Here is a 20,745-nt window from a genome sequence, read left to right as displayed (position 1 = left end):
TTGCAGCAAGGGCGGCGACTTGGCCGCGGCTAACCGGAATCACCTGAATAGCTGAGCGTTAGGCGCAGCATGTCCAGGTGGCGGATCCCGACCTCGATGATCGGCTCGGGGTAGTGGTCGACGAAGAAGTCTCGTTCTATTCGCGTTACGCGAAAGCCCTGGCGTTGATAGAACGCCAGTTGATAGCCGAACGACCCCGTGCCCACTTCGAGCCGGCCGGCGCCGAGCCTGCGGTAGTGCTCGATGATCCATTCCAGCAGTGCTGTGCCGTAGCCCGCTTTCTGCCGGGTGGGTCGTACCGCGATATTCATCAGCTCATGCGCGCCTTCGCCGATCGGCCGCACGACACCGATGCCGACGACCGTTCCGTCGAGCGATGCGGCGAAGCACGTCGAGTCCGCCAGATACGAGCGCACCTTGCTCGGCGAAGGATCGGCGAGCAGCAACAGCTCCATTGGCGCCAGTGAGGCAGGAATTTCTCCGAAGCGTAGGGACATGTGTCGGTAACCACCTTGAGAGGCGGCGTGATCAGGCAGATCGATCGCCGCTTTCCATGGATTCGAGAACGTACTTCAAGCGCTGTGCGGGGTCCATTGCATCGCTTGGAGGCTTGGCGGCAACGTCCGGCAAACGTTGCCGCCAAGCCGCGTGGTTGCATTCGTCCAGTAGCTGTTCTTATAGTTCCGCCGGCATTTTTGCAGGGCCTGGCTCGGGTCGCGCGGCGGCACGCCAGGCCTTGTGCGCACTGGTGAGAGCCCATGATCGAAATAAGCAACCTGACCAAGCGTTTTGCCCAGCACACCGCGGTCGACGACCTGTCGTTCCAGGTCCAGCGCGGAGAGGTGCTGGGGTTCCTCGGCCCCAATGGGGCCGGCAAGTCCACCACGATGAAGATGCTGACCGGCTTTCTCGCGCCGACATCCGGCACTGCCCGCATCCTCGGTCACGACATCCGCACCCAGACCCTCCAGGCCCAGCGGCTGATCGGCTATCTGCCCGAAGGCGCACCTTGCTATGGCGACATGACGGTGCGTGGCTTTCTCGAGTTCATCGCCGAAGTGCGTGGTTTTCGCGGTGCGGACAAGCGTCAGCGGGTCGATGCAGCTGTCGCCCAGGTGGAATTGCAGAAGGTGCTGGGGCAGAGCATCGAGACGCTGTCCAAGGGCTTCAAGCGGCGTGTCGGTCTGGCCCAGGCGATCCTGCACGACCCTGACGTGCTGATCCTCGACGAGCCCACCGACGGGCTCGATCCGAACCAGAAGCATCAGGTGCGCCAGCTGATCCAGGGGCTGGCGCAGGACAAGATCGTCATCATTTCCACCCATATTCTCGAAGAGGTGAGTGCGGTCTGCACCCGCGCGGTGGTGATCGCCAATGGCCGGCTGGTGGCCGATGGCACGCCGCTGGAGCTGGAAAGCCGCTCGAAGCATCACCAGGCGGTCACGCTGGTCAGTGATGCGCCGCTGGACGAAGTCGCCCTGGCGGCCTTGCCGGGTGTCGCCGGTGTCGAGCGAAACGAGCGCGAGCACAGCCTGACCGTACTGGCGCAGCCCGGGCACGTGATCTTCCCGCAGGTCAACGCGCTGATCGCCCAGCAGGGCTGGGCCGTCACCGAGCTGGACGTGGAGCGCGGCCGGCTGGATGAGGTGTTCCGTAACCTGACGCGAGGGGAAGCGCTATGAGCCAGTTGCCGGTCATCTTCAAGCGCGAGCTGGGCAGCTATTTCGCCACGCCGCTCGCCTATGTGTTCATCGTGATCTTCCTGGTGCTCTCCGGGGTATTCACCTTCTACCTGGGCGGTTTCTACGAGCGCGGCCAGGCGGACCTGACGCCCTTCTTCAGCTTTCATACCTGGCTCTACCTGTTCCTGGTACCCGCTATCGCCATGCGCTTGTGGGCTGAGGAGCGCAAGTCCGGTTCCATCGAGCTGCTGATGACGCTGCCGATCACCCGCTTCGAGGCGGTCGCCGGCAAGTTCCTCGCCGCCTGGGTTTTTGCCGGGATCGCGCTGCTGCTGACGTTCCCGATGGTCATCACAGTCAATTACCTGGGTGAGCCGGACAATGGCGTGATCGTCGCCGGCTATCTCGGCAGCTGGCTGCTGGCCGGCGCCTTCCTGGCCATCGGCTCGTGCATGTCGGCGCTGGCGAAAAACCAGGTGATCGCCTTCATCCTCTCGGTGGCGGTGTGCTTCCTGTTCATCGTCAGCGGTCTGCCGATGGTGCTCGACGCCCTCGCCTGGGCGCCGCAGTGGCTGATCGACGCGGTGGCTTCGCTGAGCTTCCTGATCCGTTTCGACTCCATCAGCAAGGGCGTGATCGACCTGCGTGACCTGCTGTATTTCGTCACGTTGATCGTCGCCTGGCTGGCGGCCACCGCCGTGGTCGTCGACCTGAAGAAAGCCGCCTGAGGAGTCACCATGAAACGAGTCATCTATTCCGGTGCCGGGCTGCTGCTGATCGCGCTGGCATTCCTGCTGTTCAACGGGCTGACCGGCACGCTGCTGACCAATGCCCGGCTGGACCTGACCGAGCAGAAGCTCTACACCATTTCCGAAGGTACCGAGCGCATCCTCGAGGGGCTGCAGTCACCCATCGAGCTGCATTTCTTCTATTCGGACGAGACCGCCAAGGACCTGGTCGCGCTGCGCAACTACGCGCGTCGGGTCGAGGAGATGCTGCGTGCCTATCAGCGCGCCTCTGGCGGCAAGCTCAAGCTGCACGTGATTGATCCGCAGCCGTTCTCCGAGGAAGAAGACCGCGCCGCCGAGTTCGGCCTGCAGGCGGTACCGCTCAACCAGGGCGGTGACAAGGTCTACTTCGGGCTGGCCGGCACCAATGCCGAGGGCAATACGCAGATCATCCCGTTCTTCCCGCTGGATCAGGAGGAGTTTCTCGAGTACGAGGTCAGCCGCCTGGTTCAGAGCCTGGCGACTGCCGAGCTGCCGGTGGTGGGTGTGCTTTCCGGCCTGCAGCTGACCGGGGGCTTCGACATGCGCACGCAGCAGGCGACGCCGCCGTGGATGGTGCTGGAGGAAGTCCGCCAGCTGTTCCATATCGAGAGCCTGCAGCGCGATGTCGATCTGATCCCCACCAATGTATCGGTGCTGCTGCTGATCCATCCGAAGGATCTGCCCGAGCAGACGCTGTTCGCCATCGACCAGTTCGTGCTGCGCGGTGGCAAGCTCCTGGTGTTCCTCGATCCGCATAGCGAGATCGATCCGGGCATGGGCATCGGCCCGGGCGAGTTCGGCGAGGAGCGTGTCTCTGACCTGGAACCGCTGTTCAAGGCCTGGGGCGTGCGCATGCTGCCGAAGAAGGCGCTGGCCGATGCCGCTTACGGCATGTCGGTGGGCATGGGCGCCGAGCGCCGGCCGGTTCGGCATGCCGGTTGGCTGAGCCTGCCGCGCGCCGCGCTGGACCAGGATGACGTGAGCATCGCCGCGCTGGAGAACATCACGCTTGGCAGTGCCGGCATTCTCGAGCCGCTGGAAGGGGCGACCACGCGTTTCACCCCGCTGATGCGCAGCTCCGAATACGCCATGCCGGTGGATGCCGAACGCTTCGCCACACTGGATAACCCGGAGACCCTGCTGCTCGGCTTCGAGCCCACCGGCGAGCGCTATACCCTGGCAGCGCGCATTCAGGGCCCGGCCAAGACGGCATTCCCCAATGGTATCGAAGGGCGCGAGAAGGGCATCCAGGAGAGCCAGAACATCAACGTCATCGCGGTGGCTGATACCGACATGCTGGCTGACCGCATGTGGGTGCAGGTGCAGGACTTTTTCGGTCAGCGCGTGCCCCAGCCCTGGGCCGACAACGGCGCCTTCGTGATCAATGCGCTGGACAACCTCTCCGGCACCGACGCGCTGATCAGCGTGCGCTCGCGCGGGCGCTTCACCCGGCCGTTCGTGGTGGTCGAAGCGCTGCAGCGTCAGGCCGAGAACCGCTTCCGCGAGAAGGAGGAGGTGCTGCAACAGCGCCTGGCCGATACCGAGCAGAAGCTGGCCGAGCTGCAGAGCCCGGACCCCGAACAGGCATTGGAGCTCTCCGGCGAGCAGGAGCAGGCGTTGCGCCAGTTCCTCCAGGAAAAGGTGCGCATCCGCAAAGAGCTGCGCGAGGTACGCTACCAGCTCAACGCCGATATCGAGGCGCTGGGACGTACGCTGAAGTTCGCCAATATCGCCCTGGTACCGCTGGTACTGACGCTGGGCGTGCTCGCGCTGTGGCTGTGGCGGCGCCGCCGTAGCGCCTGATGCTGGCCCTGCACGGCAGCCATGGCCGCCGTGCAGGGCAGACGACGCGAGGCGGAAAAGGGGCTGACAGCAGAAATCCTTGGCTTATACTCCGGCGACGGCTGCTTTCGAGTCGCATTCGCAAGCTGACGAATGCACGAGGGTCAGGCTGTGGAAACCCTCTTCCGAGGAATAACAAAAAGCGAGTTGGAGAAGTGGTAATGGCTGAGCGCGAAACCGGGACCGTCAAGTGGTTCAACGATGCAAAAGGCTATGGATTCATTCAGCGGGGTAATGGCGCCGACGTGTTCGTGCATTACCGCGCCATTCGTGGCGACGGCCATCGCTCGCTGGCCGAGGGGCAGCAGGTGGAATTCTCGGTGATCCAGGGCCAGAAAGGCCTGCAGGCCGAGGACGTCGCCGGCCTCTGACTCCGGTCGCAGAAGAACGAAGCCCGTCCTGATGACGGGCTTTGTTTTTTGAGCTGGCGACGCTCCGCTGCAGGCCACCAAGGGCCAATCTGCTGGTTCCTGGTGGGTGTTTCACGACCCAGGTGCAATCAACCCGTGCGCCAAACGATCTCTTCCTCGCCATCGCCACTGACGCGTATCCAGCGGTCGGCCTCTTCCTCGGCTTCCTCTTCCTGCCAGCCGCCCGGCGCGCAACGGATTTCCACACCCAGCGCCTGATGTGCCGCCCGGGCACAGGCCAGGTCATCGGCCCAGGGCGTGGCATCGCTTTCCAAGAGCAGGCAGTGCCATTTGCCGACCGCCTTGGGCAGCCAGGTCACTGGAATCCCGGCGGCGTTGCACTTGAAGGTCTGGCCTTTCTGCTGCCAGGCGGAGCAGGGGCCGATGGCCTCGGTCAGCCACTCGCCGACGGCTTCCTGGCTGGCATCCCTGAGGTAGATCTCGATATCGGGTTGACGCATGGGCGACTGCCTTCTGTGTTGTGCCTTGGCCTGCCTCGCATGCTATCGAGGCATTTGCCTTAGGAAATTCGTTCGATCCAGTCGTAGCGTATCGCAACCCGCACCGCCAGCGGCGTGTCGATGACGGCGGCGCGCCGCTCGGCGCTGGCGCGCCAGCCGTGCGGGGTCATCGCCAGGAGATCGGCGCGGGCCTGGGCGTTGTCCAGCTGCAGTTCATAGCTGAGGGTTTCGCTGTGGGTCAGGCGCATGCCGTCCGGAATGAGCGACAGGTGCTTCTCGTCGTCGTAGTCGCGTACCTCGTCGTAGAGCCGCGCGCGCAGCTCCCACAGGTGCTCGCGGGTCGGCCCCATGCGCAGCAGTCCGCCGCCGGGCGAGAGCAGGCGTCGCGCTTCCTGCCAGTCCAGCGGACTGAACACGCTGGCCAGCAGGTCGCAGCTGGCCTCGGCCAGCGGCACGCGGGCCATGCTCGCCACCAGCCACTCGAGTTGCGGCGCACGCTTGCAGGCGCGCTTGATCGCCTCGCGGGAGATGTCCAGTGCATAGCCCTCTGCATCAGGCAGCGCGGCGGCCAGTTGGGCGGTGTAGTAGCCCTCGCCACAGCCGATGTCCAGCCAGCGTTGCGGCGCGCGCTCGGCGGCCAGCTCGGCGAGGCGTCGGGCCAGCGGCGCATAGTGACCGCCATCGAGAAAGCGCCGGCGCGCCTCGACCATCGCCTGGTTGTCGCCCGGATCGCGGCTGTTCTTGTGCTGCACGGGGAGCAGGTTCAGGTAGCCCTGGCGCGCGCGGTCGAAACGGTGGTTGGTCGGGCAGGCCACGCCGTTTTCCACCGCGCTGAGCGGCGCCTGGCAGATCGGGCAGATCAGCATGCGAGCAGGTTCACCAGGGTCTGGTAGTAGATTTCGGTCAGCAGATCGAGGTCGCTGGCGAGGATGTGCTCGTCGACCTGATGAATCGTCGCATTGACCGGTCCCAGCTCGACCACCTGGGTACCCAGGGTGGCGATGAAGCGCCCGTCCGAGGTGCCGCCGCTGGTGGATGGTGTGGTCTCGCGGCCGGTGACGCTGCGGATCGCCTTGGCCACGCCGTCGAGCAGCGCGCCCGGCTCGGTGAGGAAGGGCAGGCCCGATAGCGCCCAGTCGACGCTCCAGTCCAGGCCGTGCTTGTCGAGGATCGCCGCGGTGCGTTGCTGCAAGCCTTCGACGGTCGACTCGGTGGAGAAGCGGAAGTTGAATACCGCTTCCAGCGTGCCGGGGATGACGTTGGTGGCGCCGGTGCCGGCGTTCAGGTTGGAGATCTGGAAGCTGGTCGGCGGGAAGAACGCATTGCCATCGTCCCAGTGTTCGGCGGCCAGTTCGGCCAGTGCCGGCGCGGCTAGATGAATCGGGTTGCGCGCCAGATGCGGATAGGCCACATGGCCCTGCTGGCCGCGCACGGTGAGCGTGCCGCCCAGCGAGCCGCGGCGGCCGTTCTTCACCACGTCGCCCACCAGGCTGGTGCTCGAGGGTTCGCCGACGATGCACCAGTCCAGGCGCTGGCCGCGCTCGCGCAGGCGCTCGACCACCGCCTTGGTGCCATGGTGCGCCGGGCCTTCTTCATCGCTGGTGATCAGGAAGGCGATCTGTCCCTTGTGGTCCGGATGGTCGGCGGTGAAGCGTTCCACTGCCACGACCATGGCGGCCAGGCTGCCTTTCATGTCTGCCGCGCCGCGGCCGTGGAGCATGCCCAGCTCGTCGATGCGCGCACTGAACGGCGGGTTCTGCCAAGCCTGCAGCGGGCCGGTGGGGACCACGTCGGTATGGCCGGCGAAGCACAGCACCGGGCCTTCGTTGCCGCGAATGGCCCAGAAGTTCTCCACGTCCTCGATGTGCATCGGCTCGATGGCGAAGCCGCAAGCCGCCAGGCGCTGGCTCATCAGCTGCTGGCAGCCTTCGTCCAGCGGCGTCACGGAGGGGCGGTTGATCAGCTCGCAGGCCAGTTCGAGGGTCGGGGAGAGGGCGGGGGCGGTCATCACAGCTCCGGTACGGCGGGGAAAGGGCGCCATATTAAAGCAAAGCCGGGGCTGCGGTGACGGCCGGATGCAGTGGTCGGCACGCGGCGAGGTCTTATAATCGCCAGGTTTTTCTCCGGGGAGTCGGCATGTCTATCGATGAACAGCGTTTCGGCGGCATTGCCCGTCTGTATGGCCGGCTCGGTCTGGAGCGGCTGGCGGCTGCCCATGTGGCGGTGGTCGGCATCGGCGGTGTAGGCTCCTGGGCGGCCGAGGCGCTGGCACGCAGCGGCGTCGGTGAGATCAGCCTGTTCGACCTGGACGATGTGTGCATCACCAATACCAACCGGCAGATCCATGCACTGGAGGGTGCGGTGGGCAAGCCGAAGGTGGACGAGATGGCCGCGCGCATCCGTTCCATCAACCCGGCGTGCCGGATTCATGCGGTGCCCGACTTCGTCACCCGCGAAACCATGGCCGAGTACATCACCGAAGACATCGACTGCGTCATCGACTGCATCGACAGCGTGCCGGCCAAGGCGGCGCTGATTGCCTGGTGCAAGCGCCGCAAGATCCAGATCATCGCGACCGGTGGCGCCGGTGGGCAGGTGGACCCGACACAGATTCAGGTCGCCGATCTGAACAAGACCTTCAACGATCCGCTGGCGGCCAAGGTGCGTTCGCTGCTGCGTCGCGAATACAACTTCTCGCGCACGCCGGGGCGCACCTACAGCGTGCCCTGCGTGTTCTCCACCGAACAGCTGCGCTACCCGAAGCCCGATGGCGGCGTGTGCCAGAGCAAGAGCTTCGTCGGCGAGGGCGTCAAGCTCGACTGCGCCGGTGGCTTCGGCGCGGTGACCATGGTCACCGCCACCTTCGGCATGGTCGCCGCCGCGAAGGCGGTCGACAAACTGGTCGCCGGAGCCCGGCGGCCTAGCGAGCGCAACGCCCGCAGCTGATGAAAACGTGCCGCAGCCGCTCTGCGATGCGGCTCCCCGGAAAGTTCCGCTGTCACAAAAGCTTTACATATCAGCCATTTGGCTGACATACGCCGTCGCCAAGATTGCCCCCAACACAAAGAGCCCATCTCGTGTGTTTCCGACGCTAAACATAAAGGGGAATTTTGGATGATCCGTAAGCACTTCGCCGGTTTCGCTGCCAGCGCCCTGGCTCTGGCCGTTTCCGCCCAGGCTTTCGCCGGTACCGTCACCACCGACGGCGCCGATCTCGTTATCAAGACCAAGGGCGGCCTGGAGGTCGGAACCACCGACAAGGAGTTCTCGTTCAAGATCAATGGCCGTCTGCAGGCCGATGCCGACAGCTTCGATGGTTTCTACACCCAGAACGGCGAGCGCGCAGACGAGACCTATTTCCGTCGTGCGCGTCTGGAGATTTCCGGTGTTGCCTTCACCGATTGGGGCTACACCTTCCACCGCAACTTTGGCAACGATTCCAGCGATTGGCAAGAGCTGGCCATCCACTACAACGGCTGGGAGCCGGTCCAGGTTTCGATTGGCCGTATCATTCCGACATTCGGCCTGGAGGAGGCGGTCAGCTCGAAGTGGATCACCGCCATCGAGCGCTCTGCGATCTATGACCTGGCGCCCTGGTTGAACAGCCACGAAGACGGCGAAGGCATCCGCGTGCGTACCACCGTCGGCATGTTCCACGGTGAAGCCGGTGCTTACCGTCAGGACGCCGACGCCGACGCCGACAACCCCGGTGCCGACATACTGGAAGATAAAGATGGCGCCAACAACACCAGCTTCGTGCTGCGTGGCGTGATCGCCCCGATCGTCGAGAAGGACCAGGTGCTGCACTTGGGCGCGAGCTTCGGTCAGCGTGACCTGGAAGAAGGTTACCTGGAACGCATTCGTCCGCGCCTGTCCGTGCGTGGCACCACCGAAGACAGTGCCAACGGCAACCGCGCCACCTTCGGCGGCACTCGCACCGACGGCACCGATCAGGCCTGGGGCCTGGAGGCGGCCTACATGATCGGCCCGTTCTCGGTGCAGGGCGAATACCTGACCCGTACCGTCGACGCCATGGAAGGTTTCGAAGACCTCGAAGCCACCGGCTACAACGTCCAGCTGGCGTACACCCTCACCGGTGAGTCGCGCTCCTACAAGCTCGATGGCGGCAAGTTCGACAAGATCAAGCCGGAGAACAAGCGGATCGGTGCCTGGGAAGTTTTCTACCGCTTCGACGACATCACCGTCGATGAAACCGGTGTTGCACCGAGCGGTTATGTCGGTGCCCTGGATAGCGCAGAAGCAGGTGCGAAGACTCACACCATCGGTCTCAACTGGTACGCCAACGAGTCGGTCAAGCTCTCGGCCAACTACCTGAAGACCAGTGTGGATGACGTGGTCAACGCCAACGGCGACGACGACGGCGATGCCATCAGCCTGCGTGCCCAGTACGTGTTCTAAACATCACTCTCATCCGTGATGCTCCATTTGAGCCCCGCCTTGGCGGGGCTTTTTTTCGTCTGCGCGACAGGCCAGACTGCGATCCATGCCTATCCAGACCCTGCACCGCCTCGCCGAACTCGATCCCACCGAATGGGACGCCCTGCTGGCCGATTCGCAACCCTTTCTGTGTCACGCGTTTCTCAGTGCGCTCGAGGACAGCGGCAGTGTCGGAGGGCGCAGTGGCTGGCAGCCTGCCCATCGCCTGCTGCGCGATCCGCAGGGTGGGCTGCGGGCCGCATTGCCGCTGTATCGCAAGAGCCATTCCTACGGTGAGTACGTGTTCGACTGGGCCTGGGCGGACGCCTGCCAGCGCGCCGGCATCCGCTACTACCCCAAGCTGCTGTGCGCCGTACCGTTCACTCCGGTCGCGGGCCAGCGCCTGCTCGGCGATGTCGAGGCGGCGGCAACGCTGTTCGATGGGCTCACCGAGCAACTGGACGCTCAGCAGATATCCGGCATCCATGTGAACTTCACCGAGTCGAAGGCCGATCGGCTGATGGCTGGCCGGGAGGGTTGGCTGGAGCGCATCGGTTGTCAGTTTCACTGGCACAACCGCGGCTATCGTGACTTTCAGGACTTTCTCGATGCGCTGACCTCACGCAAGCGCAAGCAGCTGCGCAAGGAACGCGAGCAGGTGGCGGGGCAGGGCATCGTCTTCGACTGGCGCGAAGGCCATCAGCTCAGCGAGGCGGAATGGGATTTCGTCTACGCGTGCTATGCCAACACCTATCAGGTGCGTGGGCAGGTGCCGTACCTTTCGCGCGCGTTTTTCAGCCTGCTGGCCGAGCGCATGCCGCAGGCGATTCGGGTGGTGTTGGCGCAGCAGAGTACTCGCCCGGTGGCGATGGCTTTCAGCCTGCGTGACGACAGAGGGCTATACGGCCGTTACTGGGGCTGCCTGGCGGAGTTTGACCGTCTGCACTTCGAGACCTGTTTTTACCAGGGCATCGACCAGGCCATCGCGGACGGCCTGCAGCGCTTCGATGCCGGCGCGCAGGGCGAGCACAAGCTGATTCGGGGCTTCGAGCCGGTGATTACGCGCTCCTGGCATTATCTGCAGCACCCCGGTTTGCGCGCCGCGGTGATGGATTTTCTGCAGCAGGAGCGCGTCGGTGTGCTGGCCTATGCCGAGGCGGCGCGGCAGGCGCTGCCGTACCGGCAGGCCGGCAGCTAGCCACTTGCGTCAGGCGTGGGATGCGGCGCTGTTTTCCTCGTGGATATCCAGCATGCGCTGCAATTCGCTGCGCAGCAGGGGGTCCTGGCAACCCGGCAGGTACTCGCGCAGCTTGCGGATCACCCATTGCTGCCCCTTGTCGACGAACGGCAGACGGTCGTCCAGCGACTCGATGGCCATCGCCTTGCCGTAGAAGGCGCCGGTGTCCTTGTTGGGCTCCACGCCCAGATGCTGCAGGCAGTTGAGCAACAGTTTGCAGCTCTCGATCTCGCCCTGGCGAATCTGCTCCAGTAGCTGCCGCTGTTCCGGGTCGGTGGCCTGTTGCAGCGATTCGCCGGCAACCTTGGCGCCCGCGCGTTCGGCGCTGAGCAGGTCCTGCAGCAGCTGGGCTTCGCCTTCCGGTGTGTTCAGCGGGCTTTGCGGGGTAGTCATATCGCGCTCTCCTGTCGGTTGAGGGTTTCGCACGATGGCGGCAGCGGGGTACGCGCCGCCGTAAATGCGAAGGGCCGGTGAACCGGCCCTTCGGGGATCAGAGCTTCTTCGCGGTGATAATCTTCACCGGAGTCAGTGGCACGTTCTGCATCATGGCGCGGTTGCCGGTAGGGACCTGGGCGATCTGGTCGACGACCTCCATGCCGCGCACCACCTTGCCGAACACCGCGTAGCCGAAATCGCGGCTGCCGTGGTCGAGGAAGTCGTTGTCGCGGTGGTTGATGAAGAACTGGCTGGTTGCCGAGTTGACGTTCTGCGTACGGGCCATGGCGACGGTGCCGCGAACGTTGTGCAGGCCGTTGTCGGCCTCGTTCTTGATCGGCGCCTTGGTGGGTTTCTGGTTCAGCCCTTCGCCGAAGCCGCCACCCTGGATCATGAAGCCTGGGATGACGCGGTGAAACACGGTGCCGTCGTAGAAATCGCTATCGACGTAGGCGATGAAGTTCTCGACGCTGATCGGTGCCTTTTCCGCCTCGAGTTCCAGTTCGATTTCACCCAGGCTGGTGGTCAGCAGCACGCGAGGGTTTTCGGCAGCGAGCAGGTTGCCGGCCAGCAGTACGGAACAGGCGGCGAGGGCGATGCGTTTCAACATGATGGTTTCCTGATGTTGGGGAAGCTGTCAGCCGGCCAGCGAGTTGGCCTGTCCGGCATCGTACGTCTTGATCAGCTCGATGAGAATCCGGGTAGCCGGCCCGAGCGGTTTGTCGTGGTTAGTGTAGAGATAGAACAGCGGCCGGCGAATACTGCCTTGGACCAGTGGCAGCGGCTTGAGTATGCCTTCAGCCAGCTCGCGCCCGATCAGATGCCGCGGCAGCCAGGCGAAGCCCAGACCGCTGCTGACGAAGGCCACCGACGTCGCCAGGCTGCCCACCGTCCAGCGCTGTTCGGCACCGAGCCAACCGGCATCACGGGGTTGGCGCAGGCCGGTATCGCGCACCACGATCTGCATCTGGCTCTGCAGGTCCTGCACGCTGAGCTTGCGTCCGAGCTGGTGAAGGGCATGGTTGGCGTGTGCCACGGCGACGAACTCCACGGTACTGAGCTCGCTGCCCAGATAGCCGGTGATGTCCAGGCCGCTGATGGCGAGGTCCGCGGTGCCGTCCTTGAGCACTTCCTCGACCCCGGAGAGCACTTCCTCGCGCAGGCGCACCCGGCAGCCGCGGCTCTTCGGCATGAATTCGGTGAGGGCCTGTATCAGCTTGGTGCTGGGGTAGGCGGCATCGACAACCAGGCGCACCTCGGCTTCCCAGCCTTGTTCCATGTGGTGCGCCAGTTCTTCCAGCTGACTGGCCTGTGTGACCAGCTGTCGCGACCGGCGCAGCAGCACTTCTCCTGCCTCGGTCAGCACTGCCTTGCGCCCGTCTATGCGCAATAGCGGCACGCCCAGTTGTTCCTGCATGCGTGCTACGGTGTAGCTGACCGAAGACTGCGACCGATGCAGCGCTTCGGCCGCCTGGGCGAAGCCGCCGTGATCAATGACCGCCTGCAGGGTGCGCCACTGATCGAGGGTCACACGGGGCACTTTCATTCCTTCGGTTCCTTTAACAAGGTCTGTTAGGCTGGCCACTCTGTAGAGGAGCCCAGTCAAAATGAAAACAATCGGTTACCTACTCTTTGCCCTGCTGCCTTTTGCGGCCAGCGCCGCCTCCTATCCCGTGGACATCGACCAGCAGCTCAACGGCGCCGAAGTCACCGTGACGCCGCAGGTCATCGACCGCGATCTCGCCGGCCTTCTGCTGCACAACTACGGGGAGATGGCGGCGGTTTGCACTGCCGTGTTCCGGAATGGTCCAGAAGCACCGCGTACCCGGCGCACGGAGCTGCAACCCGGTGAGCGCAAGGCGCTGACGTCGAAGTTCAAGCGCGACGTGATCCGGTTGCGCATCAAACTGACCTGCGAACCGAAGTAGCTCGGCCGCCACGGCGCCAGCCGTACGGGATCAATCCAGTACGTTCTCCAGGATTTCGTAAACGATGCCCGTGGCGATGGCCACCAGGATCACGTCACGCCCCAGCTGCTTCCATTCATAGCCTTCGTAGCGTGGCAGATGGCCGAGCAGGCGATTGTCCAGGTTCTTGGCGATGCCCGGCGGTAGTGGTTTGCCGCGCGCCAGGTTCTTCTGGATGCCAGGGGGCAGGGACGATGGCGGCATGAGCAGCTCGCGGTGGTTGCGCAGCGTGATGCGAACCGCGCCGATATCCACGGACGGCCGCTGGTGATGATATTGCTGCGCCGGCGCCTGCCCCTGGCCGCGCTGAGCCTTGTACTTACTGTTGCCGGGGTGATCGTTGTTCGGCTGCGCCGCCGTCACCGTGGAGAGTGCCAGTGAAAGCGCGCCGGCCAGCAGCGCGATCCGCTTCATCGAGTTCATGCGAACCTCCTGGGCATTAAGCCGCTTCGCTTTGTCAGCTTAGCCTGTGTTTGCCAGAGAAAACATGCCGGCTGTTACAGAACGCGCCTTTGCCGGGCAGACCGGGTAACCTATGCCATCGTTCTTTTCGACCTCCGAGGTAGCTCCCTTGTTTGACCAATTCGCCCTGCACGAACGCCTGCTCAAGGCCGTCGCCGAACTCAAATTCGTCGAGCCGACCCCGGTGCAGGTGGCGGCGATTCCGCCGGCGCTGGAAGGGCGCGATCTGCGTGTAACGGCCCAGACCGGCAGTGGCAAGACGGCTGCGTTCGTGCTGCCGATGCTCAACCGTCTGATCGGCGATGCCCAGCCGCGGGTCGACGTGCGCGCGCTGATCCTGTTGCCGACCCGCGAACTGGCCCAGCAGACCCTCAAGGAAGTCGAGCGCTTCTCGCAGTTCACATTCATCAAGTCCGGCCTGATTACCGGTGGTGAGGACTTCAAGGTCCAGGCCGCGATGCTGCGCAAGGTGCCGGACGTGCTGATCGGCACGCCGGGCCGGCTGATCGAGCATCTGAACGCGGGCAACCTGATCCTCAAGGATGTCGAGGTTCTGGTGATCGACGAGGCTGATCGCATGCTCGACATGGGTTTTGCCGAAGACATGCAGCGTCTGGTAGGCGAATGCGAAAAGCGTCAGCAGACGCTGCTGTTCTCTGCCACCAGTGGGGGCGCCGGGCTGCGCGAGATGGTCGCCAAGGTGCTGAATGATCCGCTGCACCTTCAGCTCAACCGCGTCAGCGAGCTGAACGAGGCGACCCGGCAGCAGATCATCACCGCCGACGATGTGGCACATAAGGAAAAGCTGGTGCACTGGCTGCTGGCCAACGAGAGCTACCAGAAGGCGGTCATCTTCACCAATACCCGCGCCCAGGCCGACCGCCTGTACGGGCACCTGGTGGCCAGCGACATCAAGGTCTTCGTGCTGCACGGGGAGAAGGACCAGAAGGAGCGCAAACTGGCCATCGAGCGGCTCAAGCAGGGCGGCGTGAAGGTGCTGGTGGCCACCGATGTGGCGGCCCGTGGCCTCGATATCGAAGGCATGGACCTGGTGATCAACTTCGACATGCCGCGTTCGGGTGACGAGTACGTGCACCGCATCGGCCGTACCGGGCGCGCCGGCGCCGAAGGGCTGGCGATCTCGCTGATCTGCCACAACGACTGGAACCTGATGTCCAGCATCGAGCGCTACCTCAAACAACGCTTCGAGAAACGGGTGATCAAGGGGCTGAAAGGCACTTATCAGGGTCCGAAGAACCTCAAGGCCTCAGGCAAGGCCGCTGGCAGCAAGAAGAAAAAGGTCGACAAGAAGAAAGGCGTGGAAAAGAAGTCCAAGCCTGCCGGCAAGCGCCCGAACGGTGCCAAGCGGGAGGCGCCATCACCCGTGGTCAGCCAGGACGGCATGGCGCCGCTCAAGCGCAAGAAGCCCGCAGCCGAGTGACCCTCGGCTGATTCACCTAGCGTTGCGTGTCGGCCGGCGGGATGTCGGCTTCGCGCTCCGCTTGCTCGATCTGCTGCAGACGTTTGTCATAAGCCTCGCACTCGTCGCCGAGCTGATCGGCGCTGCGCTTGGCGTCCATCTGACGGATTTCCTCGTTGATTTCCTTGGCCCGCTCCGGATTGCTCTCGGTCAGCTGGTTGACGCGCTTGGCCAGTTCGTCCGCCTTGGCGTTCACCTCGTCGGTTGTGCAGGCCGCGTGCACGGCCGGGCTGGCCAGCAAGGCTGCGGTCAGGGTCATCGTCAGCAATTTCATGGCTCGATCCTCCTCAAACGGTCTGAACGGTGGATCGCAGCGCAGCCGCTTTAGTTCAGCGGCGAACCGCCTGCCGCCGGGAAGGGTCGGAATGCTTAGACGCCTCGTTCGAGAGCGGATACCTGTCACGGGAGGAAAGGCCATGAGCTACAACTGGGATCTGATCCAGCGCCTGCTGCACGAAGTCCAGGCCAGCGCCAACGACACCTTCAAACCACGTCGCTACGCCGAAGAGCATGCCGCACAGCTGGAAAGCGAGGGCAAACCGATGCCGAATCTGGACAGCCTACGTGCCGAGGCCGCCGACTACGAAAGCCTGTTGTTCGAAGGCGGCTTCATCGTGGCGCGCCCGGAAGAGCAGGGCGGCAATGGCGAGAACTTCGTGCTGACCGAGCGCGGAGAGCGGCTGCTGGGGATGCTCGACGACCCGCAGACCGCAGGAGCCCGCCAACGGCTGGCCGACAAGGGCGAGGCCGCTCTGGTACCGGAGGTGTTCGACGAGCTGGCCGCTACGCGGCCCTGAGCCCGCTACAGACGGAAACCCTCGACGATGTACTCGGCGAGGGTCTCGCTGACCGGCGAACGCTGCTGCGGGTTGCGCAGCAGCACGATGCTCGTTTGCGGTAGCGCCGGCAGCCCATCCGCCTCGCCCAGAATGCGCAGGTCCGCCGGAATCAGGCTTTGCAGCTGGGCGGTGAGCGCCAGCCCGGCGCCGACGATGGCCATGATGGCCGCGAGGCTGGGGCTGCTATAGGCGATCCGGTAATCGATCTCGCGGGCGTCCAGCGCGTTGCACACCCAGGCGCGGCAGAAGCAGTCGGTATTGAAAGTGGCCAGCGGCAATGAACGCTGGTCGTCCAGGTTGAAGCCCGGAGCAGCCGCCCACACCACATATTCCTGACGCAGCAGCTGGCCGATCTCCGTACCCGGCTCACGAGTGATGATGCTCAGGTCCAGATCGCGGCGCTGCAGCAGCTGGCTCGATGGCTCGCAGTGCACCTCCACCTGGACCAGTGGGTAGGCCTGGGCGAAGCGGGCCAGGATGCCCGGCAGAAAGCGCATCACATAGTCGTCCGGCGTGCCGATCCGGACCGCGCCGACCATGTGCGGCTGACGCAGCGTGGTCATGACCTCGCCATGCAGCTTGAGAATGCGCCGGGCATAGCCCAGCAGGATCTGCCCCTCGGCAGTCAATCTGACCTGGCGGCCGCTGCGTTCGAACAGCGGTCGTTCGAGCACATCTTCTTCCAGGCGCTTCATCTGCATGCTGATCGCCGACTGGGTGCGGTTGACCGCAGCTGCGGCCCGCGTAAAGCCGCCGTGATCGGCAATGGCGACGAAGCTGCGCAGCAGTTCGGTATCGATGTTCGGGTAGCTCGCCATTCATCAATCCTCAAGATGCCAGGCATCAGTAACATTCGTTGGATTGATCGTAATCGCCGCGCGAGACTGGCGCCAATCCAAACAGGAGGGCGCTGTGATGAATATGCAGAAGATCGTTTCGCACAGGCTTCATCTACCCGAAGCCGCTCGGATTGCCGGACCTGCGTTGCTGAAGCAGGGCTGGTTGAAGCTGCGGCGCTGGCACGAGCTGGCACGGCAGCGGCGGCAGCTGGCCAGTCTGAGCGACGAGATGCTCAAGGACATCGGCCGCAGTCGTGCCGACATCGAGTGGGAGGCCAGCCGGCCGTTCTGGGATGAACCGCGCTAGGGCCGAACTCAATGGCCCAGCAGCAGCTTCTGTATCCCCAACGACAGGCTGACGAGCACCAACATCAGTGCGAACAGGCGCTGAAGGAGGCTGCTGTTGAGGTACTGCGCGAGGCGATTGCCGGACAGCACGCCGAACGCGCCACCCAGGGCCAGCCCTCCCAGCAATGCCAGCGGCGGCTCGGCATCGGTCAGGTAGAGCAGAAAGCCGCCGCCGCTGACGACAGCGATCACGGCCATGGATGTCGCCATCGCGCTGAGCAGCGACAACGAGGTGAACCAGAGCAGTGCCGGGACGATGAGGAAGCCGCCCCCGACACCCATCAGGCCCGACAACAGACCGACACCCAGGCCTATGCCGAGCAGTGCCGGGTAGCGGTCCTCGGCGCTCTCCTTGGCCGGCAGGCTGGCACCGCGCCACATCCGCCAGGCCGACCAGAGCACCAAGAGGCAAAAGCCGATGATCAGTGCGCGCTCGGGAATGAACTGGCCCAGCCATTGGCCGGCGGCATTGCCGGGCAGGCCGCAGAACGCCAGCAACACCACCGGGCGCCAGGCCACCTGGCCCAGCCGCGCCCGCGGAATGGCGCCGATGAGCGCAGACATCGCCACTGCGCCGAGGCTGACGCCGATGGCATCGCGCAGCGGCAGGTGCAGGCTTAGCAGCAGCGGCAGCGCGACCAGAGAGCCGCCGGCACCGGTCAGGCCGAGCAGCAGCCCGAGAATCAGGCCGATGCCCAGCGCTTCGAGCAGCAGTACATCCATCAGGCGCAAGCGGCCGAAAGGGAAGCAATGCGGAGGGTGGTATCTGGCTGCATGAATACTCCATCGTGAGCGCTCGTCTCCATCGTTGGTACGTCCGCTTTGATGAGCGTTCCCTACGAGGATGACGGGCCGTGGCGGTGCGCGACCGCCCGCGGAGTGTAAAGCCTATCAGGGCGCCAGGGCACGGCTCAGGGTGAATGCGCCACGCAGATCGCCTTCGCGGAAGCCGCGCGCCTGGTCCTGCGGGTAGTGCTTGTCGAGCAGCTGCAGCAGTTCCGGTTTGATGTTCTCGCCATGGCAACCCAGGCAGGCCTCGGCGGTACCGATTGCCTGCATGTAGCGATATTCGCCGGCAACTACTTCGCCATGGCTGAGCTGTTGAACAGGCTCACCGGCAGCGGCGCGCTGGGCGAACTGCTCCAGCACACGACGCTCCCAGGCATCCGGCGCGTTGTCCGGATTGCGCAGTTTGAGGGCGGTGCGGCCGACGGTCCAGGGCGCCTGGCTGTGCTGGGCGGCAATGCTCGGCGCCAGGGACTGACAGGCTTCGACCGCCTGCGCCGGGCCGCCATCGGCCATCGCCTGTTTGACGGTGCCGAGCAGCTGTTGCTGGAACGGGGCGATCAGGCCGACGGCCTCGACGCGCAGTTGCTCCGGATCGGCCGCAGGGGCCGCTTGGGTGCCGAGGGAAAACAAGCCGAGAGCGAGCAGAGACAGGGTTTTCATGGGACCTACGCCGGTTGCTTTGTATAGTGGGGGGAGTATCTTTCGGCGCGCGCCTCGATGCAAGCCGTCACCGGCAGGGTGACGGCTTGCGCTGTCTGCTCGTTCAGGTGCCGCGAATCAGCTTGCGTAGCAGGAAGCGGTTGGGATGGCAGGCTTCTGCCACTTCCCGTGGCAATGGTAGCGGCTCGTCATCCAGCCAGGCTGCAAGCAGCTCGCCGGAGAGCGGCGCGCTGATCATGCCGCGCGAGCCGTGGGCGGTGTTCACATAGAGGCCGTCCAGCCAGGGGCAGACGGCCTCCACGGACTGCCGCGCGTTCCTGGCCAGCGCCGCGTAGGTTTCGGCGAAGCGCTGCGGGTCGGCCAGCGGCCCGATCAGCGGCAGGTAGTCCGGGCTGGTGCACCGGAACGCGACGCGGCCCTGCAGGGCTTCGGTGCGCTGCGGATCGGCCTGCAGGCGTTGGTAGAGGTCAGTCGAGATCTGTTCGAGCATCTCCAGGTTCGCCTGGTGCTCGGCGACACTGGGGGCGTCGTCGGTCTGCTGGAAATTGAAGCTCGCGCCCAGGGTATGGGTGCCGTCTCGTGGCGGTGCAACGTAGCCCTTGGCGCACAGCACGGTGCGCAACTGGCCGCTGCGGGCCGTGGCGGGGAGGGCAGAAATCTGCCCGCGGATGCGTTTGAGCGGTAGCCAGGCGCTCTGCTCGAAGCGCGCCGCATCGGCTGCGCCAGCGAGCACCACGACCGGCGCCTCGGCCAGCACGCCCTCGCCGCCGAGCACCTGCCAGGCCTCGCCGTGGCGGCGCAGATCGAGGGCCTCCCGATGCCGCAGCAGCTCGATACCCGGTCGCTGCAGCAGCCAGCGGCACAGCGCGGGTGGATGGGCCCAGCCGGCATCGGGATAGAACAAGCCACCTTCGGTCAGGGCCACGCCGGCCAGTGCTTCGGCGGCGTCGCGTTCGAGCGGATGAACCAGTGAGGGCGGAAAAGCCTCCGCCAGCTCAGCCTGGCGTTGGCGTTCCTTGTCGTCGTAGATCAGCTGCAGCACACCACAGGCTTGCCAGTCCTGGCCCTGCTGCAGGTGGCCGAGCAGTCGGCGGGTATAGCTGAAGCCACCGACCACCAGCTTCGACAGCGCGGTGCCGTGAGCCGACAGCTTGAGGTAGAGCACCCCCTGCGGATTGCCGGAGCCCTCCTGCGCGGCGTCGGCATGGCGCTCCAGAACGCTGACCCGCCAGCCACGGGCGGCCAGCGCGGCAGCCGTGGCGCAACCGGCCAGGCCGGCGCCGATCACCACGGCACGGCGGTCGCGGACGGTACGGCGTGGCCGGGCGAACCAGGGCTTGTCTGCCACCTGCGCAGTGCTCGATTGCAGGCGGCCGCGCAGGATTTCGCGCTTGTGGCCGTATCCCGGCACACGCTGCATGTCGAAGCCAGCCTCGATCAGACCGCGACGCACGAAACCGGCGCTGGTAAAGGTGCCCAGAGTGGCGCCCGGTGCGGATAGCCGGGCCATTTCGCTGAACAGTGCCGGTTGCCACATCTGCGGATTCTTCGCCGGCGCGAAGCCGTCGAGAAACCATGCATCGATGCGTGCGTCCAGGCTGGGCAGACATTCCAGCACGTCGCCGATCAGCAGGGTCAGCACCACTCGCCCGCCAGCGAAGACCAGGCGCTGATAGCCCGGATTGAGCGCGACGTATTGTTCGAGCAGTTGGTCGGCCTGGGCCTGCAGCTCCGGCCACAGCGCCAGCGCGCGCTGCATGTCGGCGAAGGTTAGCGGGTGCTTTTCGACGCTTACGAAATGCAGCCGCGCCCGGGCACTGGCGCTGCGTTCGAACAGTTGCCAGGCGCAGAGGAAATTCAGCCCTGTGCCGAAGCCGGTTTCACCGATGACCAGACACTCGTCGGGCTGCATGGCGGCGAAGCGGCGGGGCAGATCGTTCTGCGCCAGGAATACGTGCTCGGTCTCGGCCAGCCCGCTGGCGCGGGAGAAATACACATCGCCATAGTGGCGGGACTGCGGCAGGCCGTTCTCGTCCCAGTCGAGCTCGGCGTGCTGGAAGGCGTCTTGGGCGGGGTGATCGTTCATC

At 64.8% G+C, this 20,745-nt stretch carries 24 protein-coding genes; 11 read left to right on the top strand and 13 right to left on the bottom strand.

The genetic code is table 11. The features are described from left to right. Window positions 1-29 precede the first annotated feature (29 nt). Window positions 30-455, bottom strand: a complete 426-nt coding sequence (locus tag VF716_RS01880) for a GNAT family N-acetyltransferase (RefSeq protein WP_125459821.1) — start codon at window positions 453-455, stop codon at window positions 30-32. A gap of 303 nt (window positions 456-758) precedes the next feature. On the opposite strand from VF716_RS01880, the gene VF716_RS01875 reads away from it, so the two are divergent. From VF716_RS01875 to VF716_RS01860, 4 genes are all read left to right on the top strand, one after another. Continuing rightward, a complete protein-coding gene (locus VF716_RS01875) occupies window positions 759-1,682 on the top strand; it encodes an ABC transporter ATP-binding protein (protein WP_013983312.1) in 924 nt (307 codons plus the stop codon). Then, entirely contained in the window at window positions 1,679-2,410 is a 732-nt protein-coding gene (locus VF716_RS01870; RefSeq protein WP_013983311.1) for an ABC transporter permease subunit, read from the top strand. Before VF716_RS01875 ends, VF716_RS01870 begins: the two co-directional genes overlap by 4 nt. 9 nt (window positions 2,411-2,419) lie before the next feature. Continuing rightward, window positions 2,420-4,255 (top strand): GldG family protein, encoded by a 1,836-nt coding sequence (locus VF716_RS01865; RefSeq protein WP_020307126.1) that lies wholly within the window; start codon window positions 2,420-2,422, stop codon window positions 4,253-4,255. Between the two features lie 200 nt (window positions 4,256-4,455). Next, entirely contained in the window at window positions 4,456-4,665 is a 210-nt protein-coding gene (locus tag VF716_RS01860; protein ID WP_014597146.1) for a cold-shock protein, read from the top strand. 128 nt (window positions 4,666-4,793) lie between these two features. Here VF716_RS01860 and VF716_RS01855 read toward each other — a convergent pair whose 3' ends face one another. From VF716_RS01855 to dapE, 3 genes are read right to left on the bottom strand one after another with little or no spacing between them, the layout of a single operon-like run. Further along, on the bottom strand, window positions 4,794-5,165 hold the full coding sequence (locus VF716_RS01855; protein ID WP_020307128.1) for a hypothetical protein: 372 nt from the start codon (window positions 5,163-5,165) through the stop codon (window positions 4,794-4,796). Window positions 5,166-5,224: 59 nt separating this feature from the next. After that, complete coding sequence (locus VF716_RS01850; RefSeq protein WP_020307129.1) at window positions 5,225-6,031, bottom strand: putative RNA methyltransferase; 807 nt, start codon at window positions 6,029-6,031, stop codon at window positions 5,225-5,227. Beyond that, window positions 6,025-7,173, bottom strand: a complete 1,149-nt coding sequence (dapE, locus tag VF716_RS01845) for a succinyl-diaminopimelate desuccinylase (protein ID WP_020307130.1) — start codon at window positions 7,171-7,173, stop codon at window positions 6,025-6,027. The genes VF716_RS01850 and dapE overlap by 7 nt, the downstream gene beginning before the upstream one ends. 128 nt (window positions 7,174-7,301) lie before the next feature. Here dapE and tcdA point away from each other — a divergent pair, with 128 nt between their 5' ends. The 3 genes from tcdA (at window position 7,302) to VF716_RS01830 (ending at window position 10,800) form a co-directional block, all read left to right on the top strand. Further along, the gene (gene tcdA, locus VF716_RS01840) at window positions 7,302-8,111 is read left to right on the top strand and encodes a tRNA cyclic N6-threonylcarbamoyladenosine(37) synthase TcdA (RefSeq protein ID WP_020307131.1); all 810 of its coding nucleotides are present in this window, start codon (window positions 7,302-7,304) and stop codon (window positions 8,109-8,111) included. A gap of 168 nt (window positions 8,112-8,279) precedes the next feature. After that, window positions 8,280-9,584, top strand: a complete 1,305-nt coding sequence (locus VF716_RS01835; RefSeq protein WP_020307132.1) for an OprO/OprP family phosphate-selective porin — start codon at window positions 8,280-8,282, stop codon at window positions 9,582-9,584. Between the two features lie 85 nt (window positions 9,585-9,669). Continuing rightward, complete coding sequence (locus tag VF716_RS01830; protein ID WP_348834689.1) at window positions 9,670-10,800, top strand: GNAT family N-acetyltransferase; 1,131 nt, start codon at window positions 9,670-9,672, stop codon at window positions 10,798-10,800. 9 nt (window positions 10,801-10,809) lie between these two features. Here VF716_RS01830 and VF716_RS01825 read toward each other — a convergent pair whose 3' ends face one another. From VF716_RS01825 to VF716_RS01815, 3 genes are all read right to left on the bottom strand, one after another. Beyond that, a complete protein-coding gene (locus VF716_RS01825; protein WP_014597140.1) occupies window positions 10,810-11,232 on the bottom strand; it encodes a DUF6306 domain-containing protein in 423 nt (140 codons plus the stop codon). A 97-nt stretch (window positions 11,233-11,329) separates the two neighbouring features. Continuing rightward, window positions 11,330-11,884, bottom strand: coding sequence for a peptidylprolyl isomerase (locus VF716_RS01820; RefSeq protein WP_440551473.1), 555 nt, complete (start codon window positions 11,882-11,884; stop codon window positions 11,330-11,332). Between the two features lie 27 nt (window positions 11,885-11,911). Then, window positions 11,912-12,820, bottom strand: coding sequence for a LysR family transcriptional regulator (locus VF716_RS01815; protein ID WP_125459820.1), 909 nt, complete (start codon window positions 12,818-12,820; stop codon window positions 11,912-11,914). Window positions 12,821-12,881: 61 nt separating this feature from the next. On the opposite strand from VF716_RS01815, the gene VF716_RS01810 reads away from it, so the two are divergent. Beyond that, entirely contained in the window at window positions 12,882-13,202 is a 321-nt protein-coding gene (locus VF716_RS01810) for a hypothetical protein (protein WP_014597137.1), read from the top strand. A 30-nt stretch (window positions 13,203-13,232) separates the two neighbouring features. Here VF716_RS01810 and VF716_RS01805 read toward each other — a convergent pair whose 3' ends face one another. After that, a complete protein-coding gene (locus tag VF716_RS01805) occupies window positions 13,233-13,664 on the bottom strand; it encodes an anti-virulence regulator CigR family protein (RefSeq protein ID WP_125459819.1) in 432 nt (143 codons plus the stop codon). Between the two features lie 148 nt (window positions 13,665-13,812). Between VF716_RS01805 and VF716_RS01800 the strand changes: the two genes are divergently transcribed. Then, on the top strand, window positions 13,813-15,144 hold the full coding sequence (locus VF716_RS01800) for a DEAD/DEAH box helicase (RefSeq protein WP_125459818.1): 1,332 nt from the start codon (window positions 13,813-13,815) through the stop codon (window positions 15,142-15,144). Between the two features lie 16 nt (window positions 15,145-15,160). Here VF716_RS01800 and VF716_RS01795 read toward each other — a convergent pair whose 3' ends face one another. Further along, the gene (locus VF716_RS01795) at window positions 15,161-15,457 is read right to left on the bottom strand and encodes a hypothetical protein (protein WP_011913788.1); all 297 of its coding nucleotides are present in this window, start codon (window positions 15,455-15,457) and stop codon (window positions 15,161-15,163) included. Between the two features lie 142 nt (window positions 15,458-15,599). Here VF716_RS01795 and VF716_RS01790 point away from each other — a divergent pair, with 142 nt between their 5' ends. Beyond that, the gene (locus VF716_RS01790; RefSeq protein WP_011913787.1) at window positions 15,600-15,980 is read left to right on the top strand and encodes a hypothetical protein; all 381 of its coding nucleotides are present in this window, start codon (window positions 15,600-15,602) and stop codon (window positions 15,978-15,980) included. A gap of 5 nt (window positions 15,981-15,985) precedes the next feature. Here VF716_RS01790 and VF716_RS01785 read toward each other — a convergent pair whose 3' ends face one another. Then, complete coding sequence (locus VF716_RS01785; RefSeq protein ID WP_108241980.1) at window positions 15,986-16,840, bottom strand: LysR substrate-binding domain-containing protein; 855 nt, start codon at window positions 16,838-16,840, stop codon at window positions 15,986-15,988. A gap of 97 nt (window positions 16,841-16,937) precedes the next feature. On the opposite strand from VF716_RS01785, the gene VF716_RS01780 reads away from it, so the two are divergent. Next, window positions 16,938-17,168, top strand: a complete 231-nt coding sequence (locus VF716_RS01780) for a DUF1127 domain-containing protein (protein ID WP_013983293.1) — start codon at window positions 16,938-16,940, stop codon at window positions 17,166-17,168. A gap of 8 nt (window positions 17,169-17,176) precedes the next feature. Here VF716_RS01780 and VF716_RS01775 read toward each other — a convergent pair whose 3' ends face one another. From VF716_RS01775 to mnmC, 3 genes are all read right to left on the bottom strand, one after another. Continuing rightward, complete coding sequence (locus VF716_RS01775; RefSeq protein WP_079329166.1) at window positions 17,177-17,932, bottom strand: sulfite exporter TauE/SafE family protein; 756 nt, start codon at window positions 17,930-17,932, stop codon at window positions 17,177-17,179. Window positions 17,933-18,100: 168 nt separating this feature from the next. After that, window positions 18,101-18,658, bottom strand: a complete 558-nt coding sequence (locus VF716_RS01770) for a Tll0287-like domain-containing protein (protein WP_013983291.1) — start codon at window positions 18,656-18,658, stop codon at window positions 18,101-18,103. 103 nt (window positions 18,659-18,761) lie between these two features. Further along, window positions 18,762-20,744: a bifunctional tRNA (5-methylaminomethyl-2-thiouridine)(34)-methyltransferase MnmD/FAD-dependent 5-carboxymethylaminomethyl-2-thiouridine(34) oxidoreductase MnmC gene (gene mnmC / locus VF716_RS01765; protein WP_045157601.1), complete on the bottom strand. Its 1,983-nt coding sequence runs from the start codon at window positions 20,742-20,744 to the stop codon at window positions 18,762-18,764. Window position 20,745 lies beyond the last annotated feature (1 nt).

Source organism: Stutzerimonas sp. Brlt_14 (assembly GCF_051948915.1).
Taxonomy (GTDB): domain Bacteria; phylum Pseudomonadota; class Gammaproteobacteria; order Pseudomonadales; family Pseudomonadaceae; genus Stutzerimonas; species Stutzerimonas stutzeri.
Note: the sequence above shows the minus strand (reverse complement) of the source record. Positions and strands in the feature narration are given on the sequence as shown.

What these genes read in the sequence shown, in the direction of transcription:
- VF716_RS01855 (WP_020307128.1), bottom strand. Translation starts at nt 5,165, where the DNA reads ATGCGTCAACCCGATATCGAGATCTACCTCAGGGATGCCAGCCAGGAA.
- VF716_RS01860 (WP_014597146.1), top strand. Translation starts at nt 4,456, where the DNA reads ATGGCTGAGCGCGAAACCGGGACCGTCAAGTGGTTCAACGATGCAAAA.
- VF716_RS01795 (WP_011913788.1), bottom strand. Translation starts at nt 15,457, where the DNA reads ATGAAATTGCTGACGATGACCCTGACCGCAGCCTTGCTGGCCAGCCCG.
- VF716_RS01850 (WP_020307129.1), bottom strand. Translation starts at nt 6,031, where the DNA reads ATGCTGATCTGCCCGATCTGCCAGGCGCCGCTCAGCGCGGTGGAAAAC.
- VF716_RS01870 (WP_013983311.1), top strand. Translation starts at nt 1,679, where the DNA reads ATGAGCCAGTTGCCGGTCATCTTCAAGCGCGAGCTGGGCAGCTATTTC.
- VF716_RS01835 (WP_020307132.1), top strand. Translation starts at nt 8,280, where the DNA reads ATGATCCGTAAGCACTTCGCCGGTTTCGCTGCCAGCGCCCTGGCTCTG.
- VF716_RS01810 (WP_014597137.1), top strand. Translation starts at nt 12,882, where the DNA reads ATGAAAACAATCGGTTACCTACTCTTTGCCCTGCTGCCTTTTGCGGCC.
- VF716_RS01815 (WP_125459820.1), bottom strand. Translation starts at nt 12,820, where the DNA reads ATGAAAGTGCCCCGTGTGACCCTCGATCAGTGGCGCACCCTGCAGGCG.
- VF716_RS01785 (WP_108241980.1), bottom strand. Translation starts at nt 16,840, where the DNA reads ATGGCGAGCTACCCGAACATCGATACCGAACTGCTGCGCAGCTTCGTC.
- VF716_RS01805 (WP_125459819.1), bottom strand. Translation starts at nt 13,664, where the DNA reads ATGAACTCGATGAAGCGGATCGCGCTGCTGGCCGGCGCGCTTTCACTG.
- VF716_RS01880 (WP_125459821.1), bottom strand. Translation starts at nt 455, where the DNA reads ATGGAGCTGTTGCTGCTCGCCGATCCTTCGCCGAGCAAGGTGCGCTCG.
- VF716_RS01875 (WP_013983312.1), top strand. Translation starts at nt 759, where the DNA reads ATGATCGAAATAAGCAACCTGACCAAGCGTTTTGCCCAGCACACCGCG.
- VF716_RS01820 (WP_440551473.1), bottom strand. Translation starts at nt 11,884, where the DNA reads ATGTTGAAACGCATCGCCCTCGCCGCCTGTTCCGTACTGCTGGCCGGC.
- VF716_RS01770 (WP_013983291.1), bottom strand. Translation starts at nt 18,658, where the DNA reads ATGAAAACCCTGTCTCTGCTCGCTCTCGGCTTGTTTTCCCTCGGCACC.
- VF716_RS01830 (WP_348834689.1), top strand. Translation starts at nt 9,670, where the DNA reads ATGCCTATCCAGACCCTGCACCGCCTCGCCGAACTCGATCCCACCGAA.
- dapE (WP_020307130.1), bottom strand. Translation starts at nt 7,173, where the DNA reads ATGACCGCCCCCGCCCTCTCCCCGACCCTCGAACTGGCCTGCGAGCTG.
- tcdA (WP_020307131.1), top strand. Translation starts at nt 7,302, where the DNA reads ATGTCTATCGATGAACAGCGTTTCGGCGGCATTGCCCGTCTGTATGGC.
- VF716_RS01780 (WP_013983293.1), top strand. Translation starts at nt 16,938, where the DNA reads ATGAATATGCAGAAGATCGTTTCGCACAGGCTTCATCTACCCGAAGCC.
- mnmC (WP_045157601.1), bottom strand. Translation starts at nt 20,744, where the DNA reads ATGAACGATCACCCCGCCCAAGACGCCTTCCAGCACGCCGAGCTCGAC.
- VF716_RS01790 (WP_011913787.1), top strand. Translation starts at nt 15,600, where the DNA reads ATGAGCTACAACTGGGATCTGATCCAGCGCCTGCTGCACGAAGTCCAG.
- VF716_RS01865 (WP_020307126.1), top strand. Translation starts at nt 2,420, where the DNA reads ATGAAACGAGTCATCTATTCCGGTGCCGGGCTGCTGCTGATCGCGCTG.
- VF716_RS01825 (WP_014597140.1), bottom strand. Translation starts at nt 11,232, where the DNA reads ATGACTACCCCGCAAAGCCCGCTGAACACACCGGAAGGCGAAGCCCAG.
- VF716_RS01775 (WP_079329166.1), bottom strand. Translation starts at nt 17,932, where the DNA reads ATGGATGTACTGCTGCTCGAAGCGCTGGGCATCGGCCTGATTCTCGGG.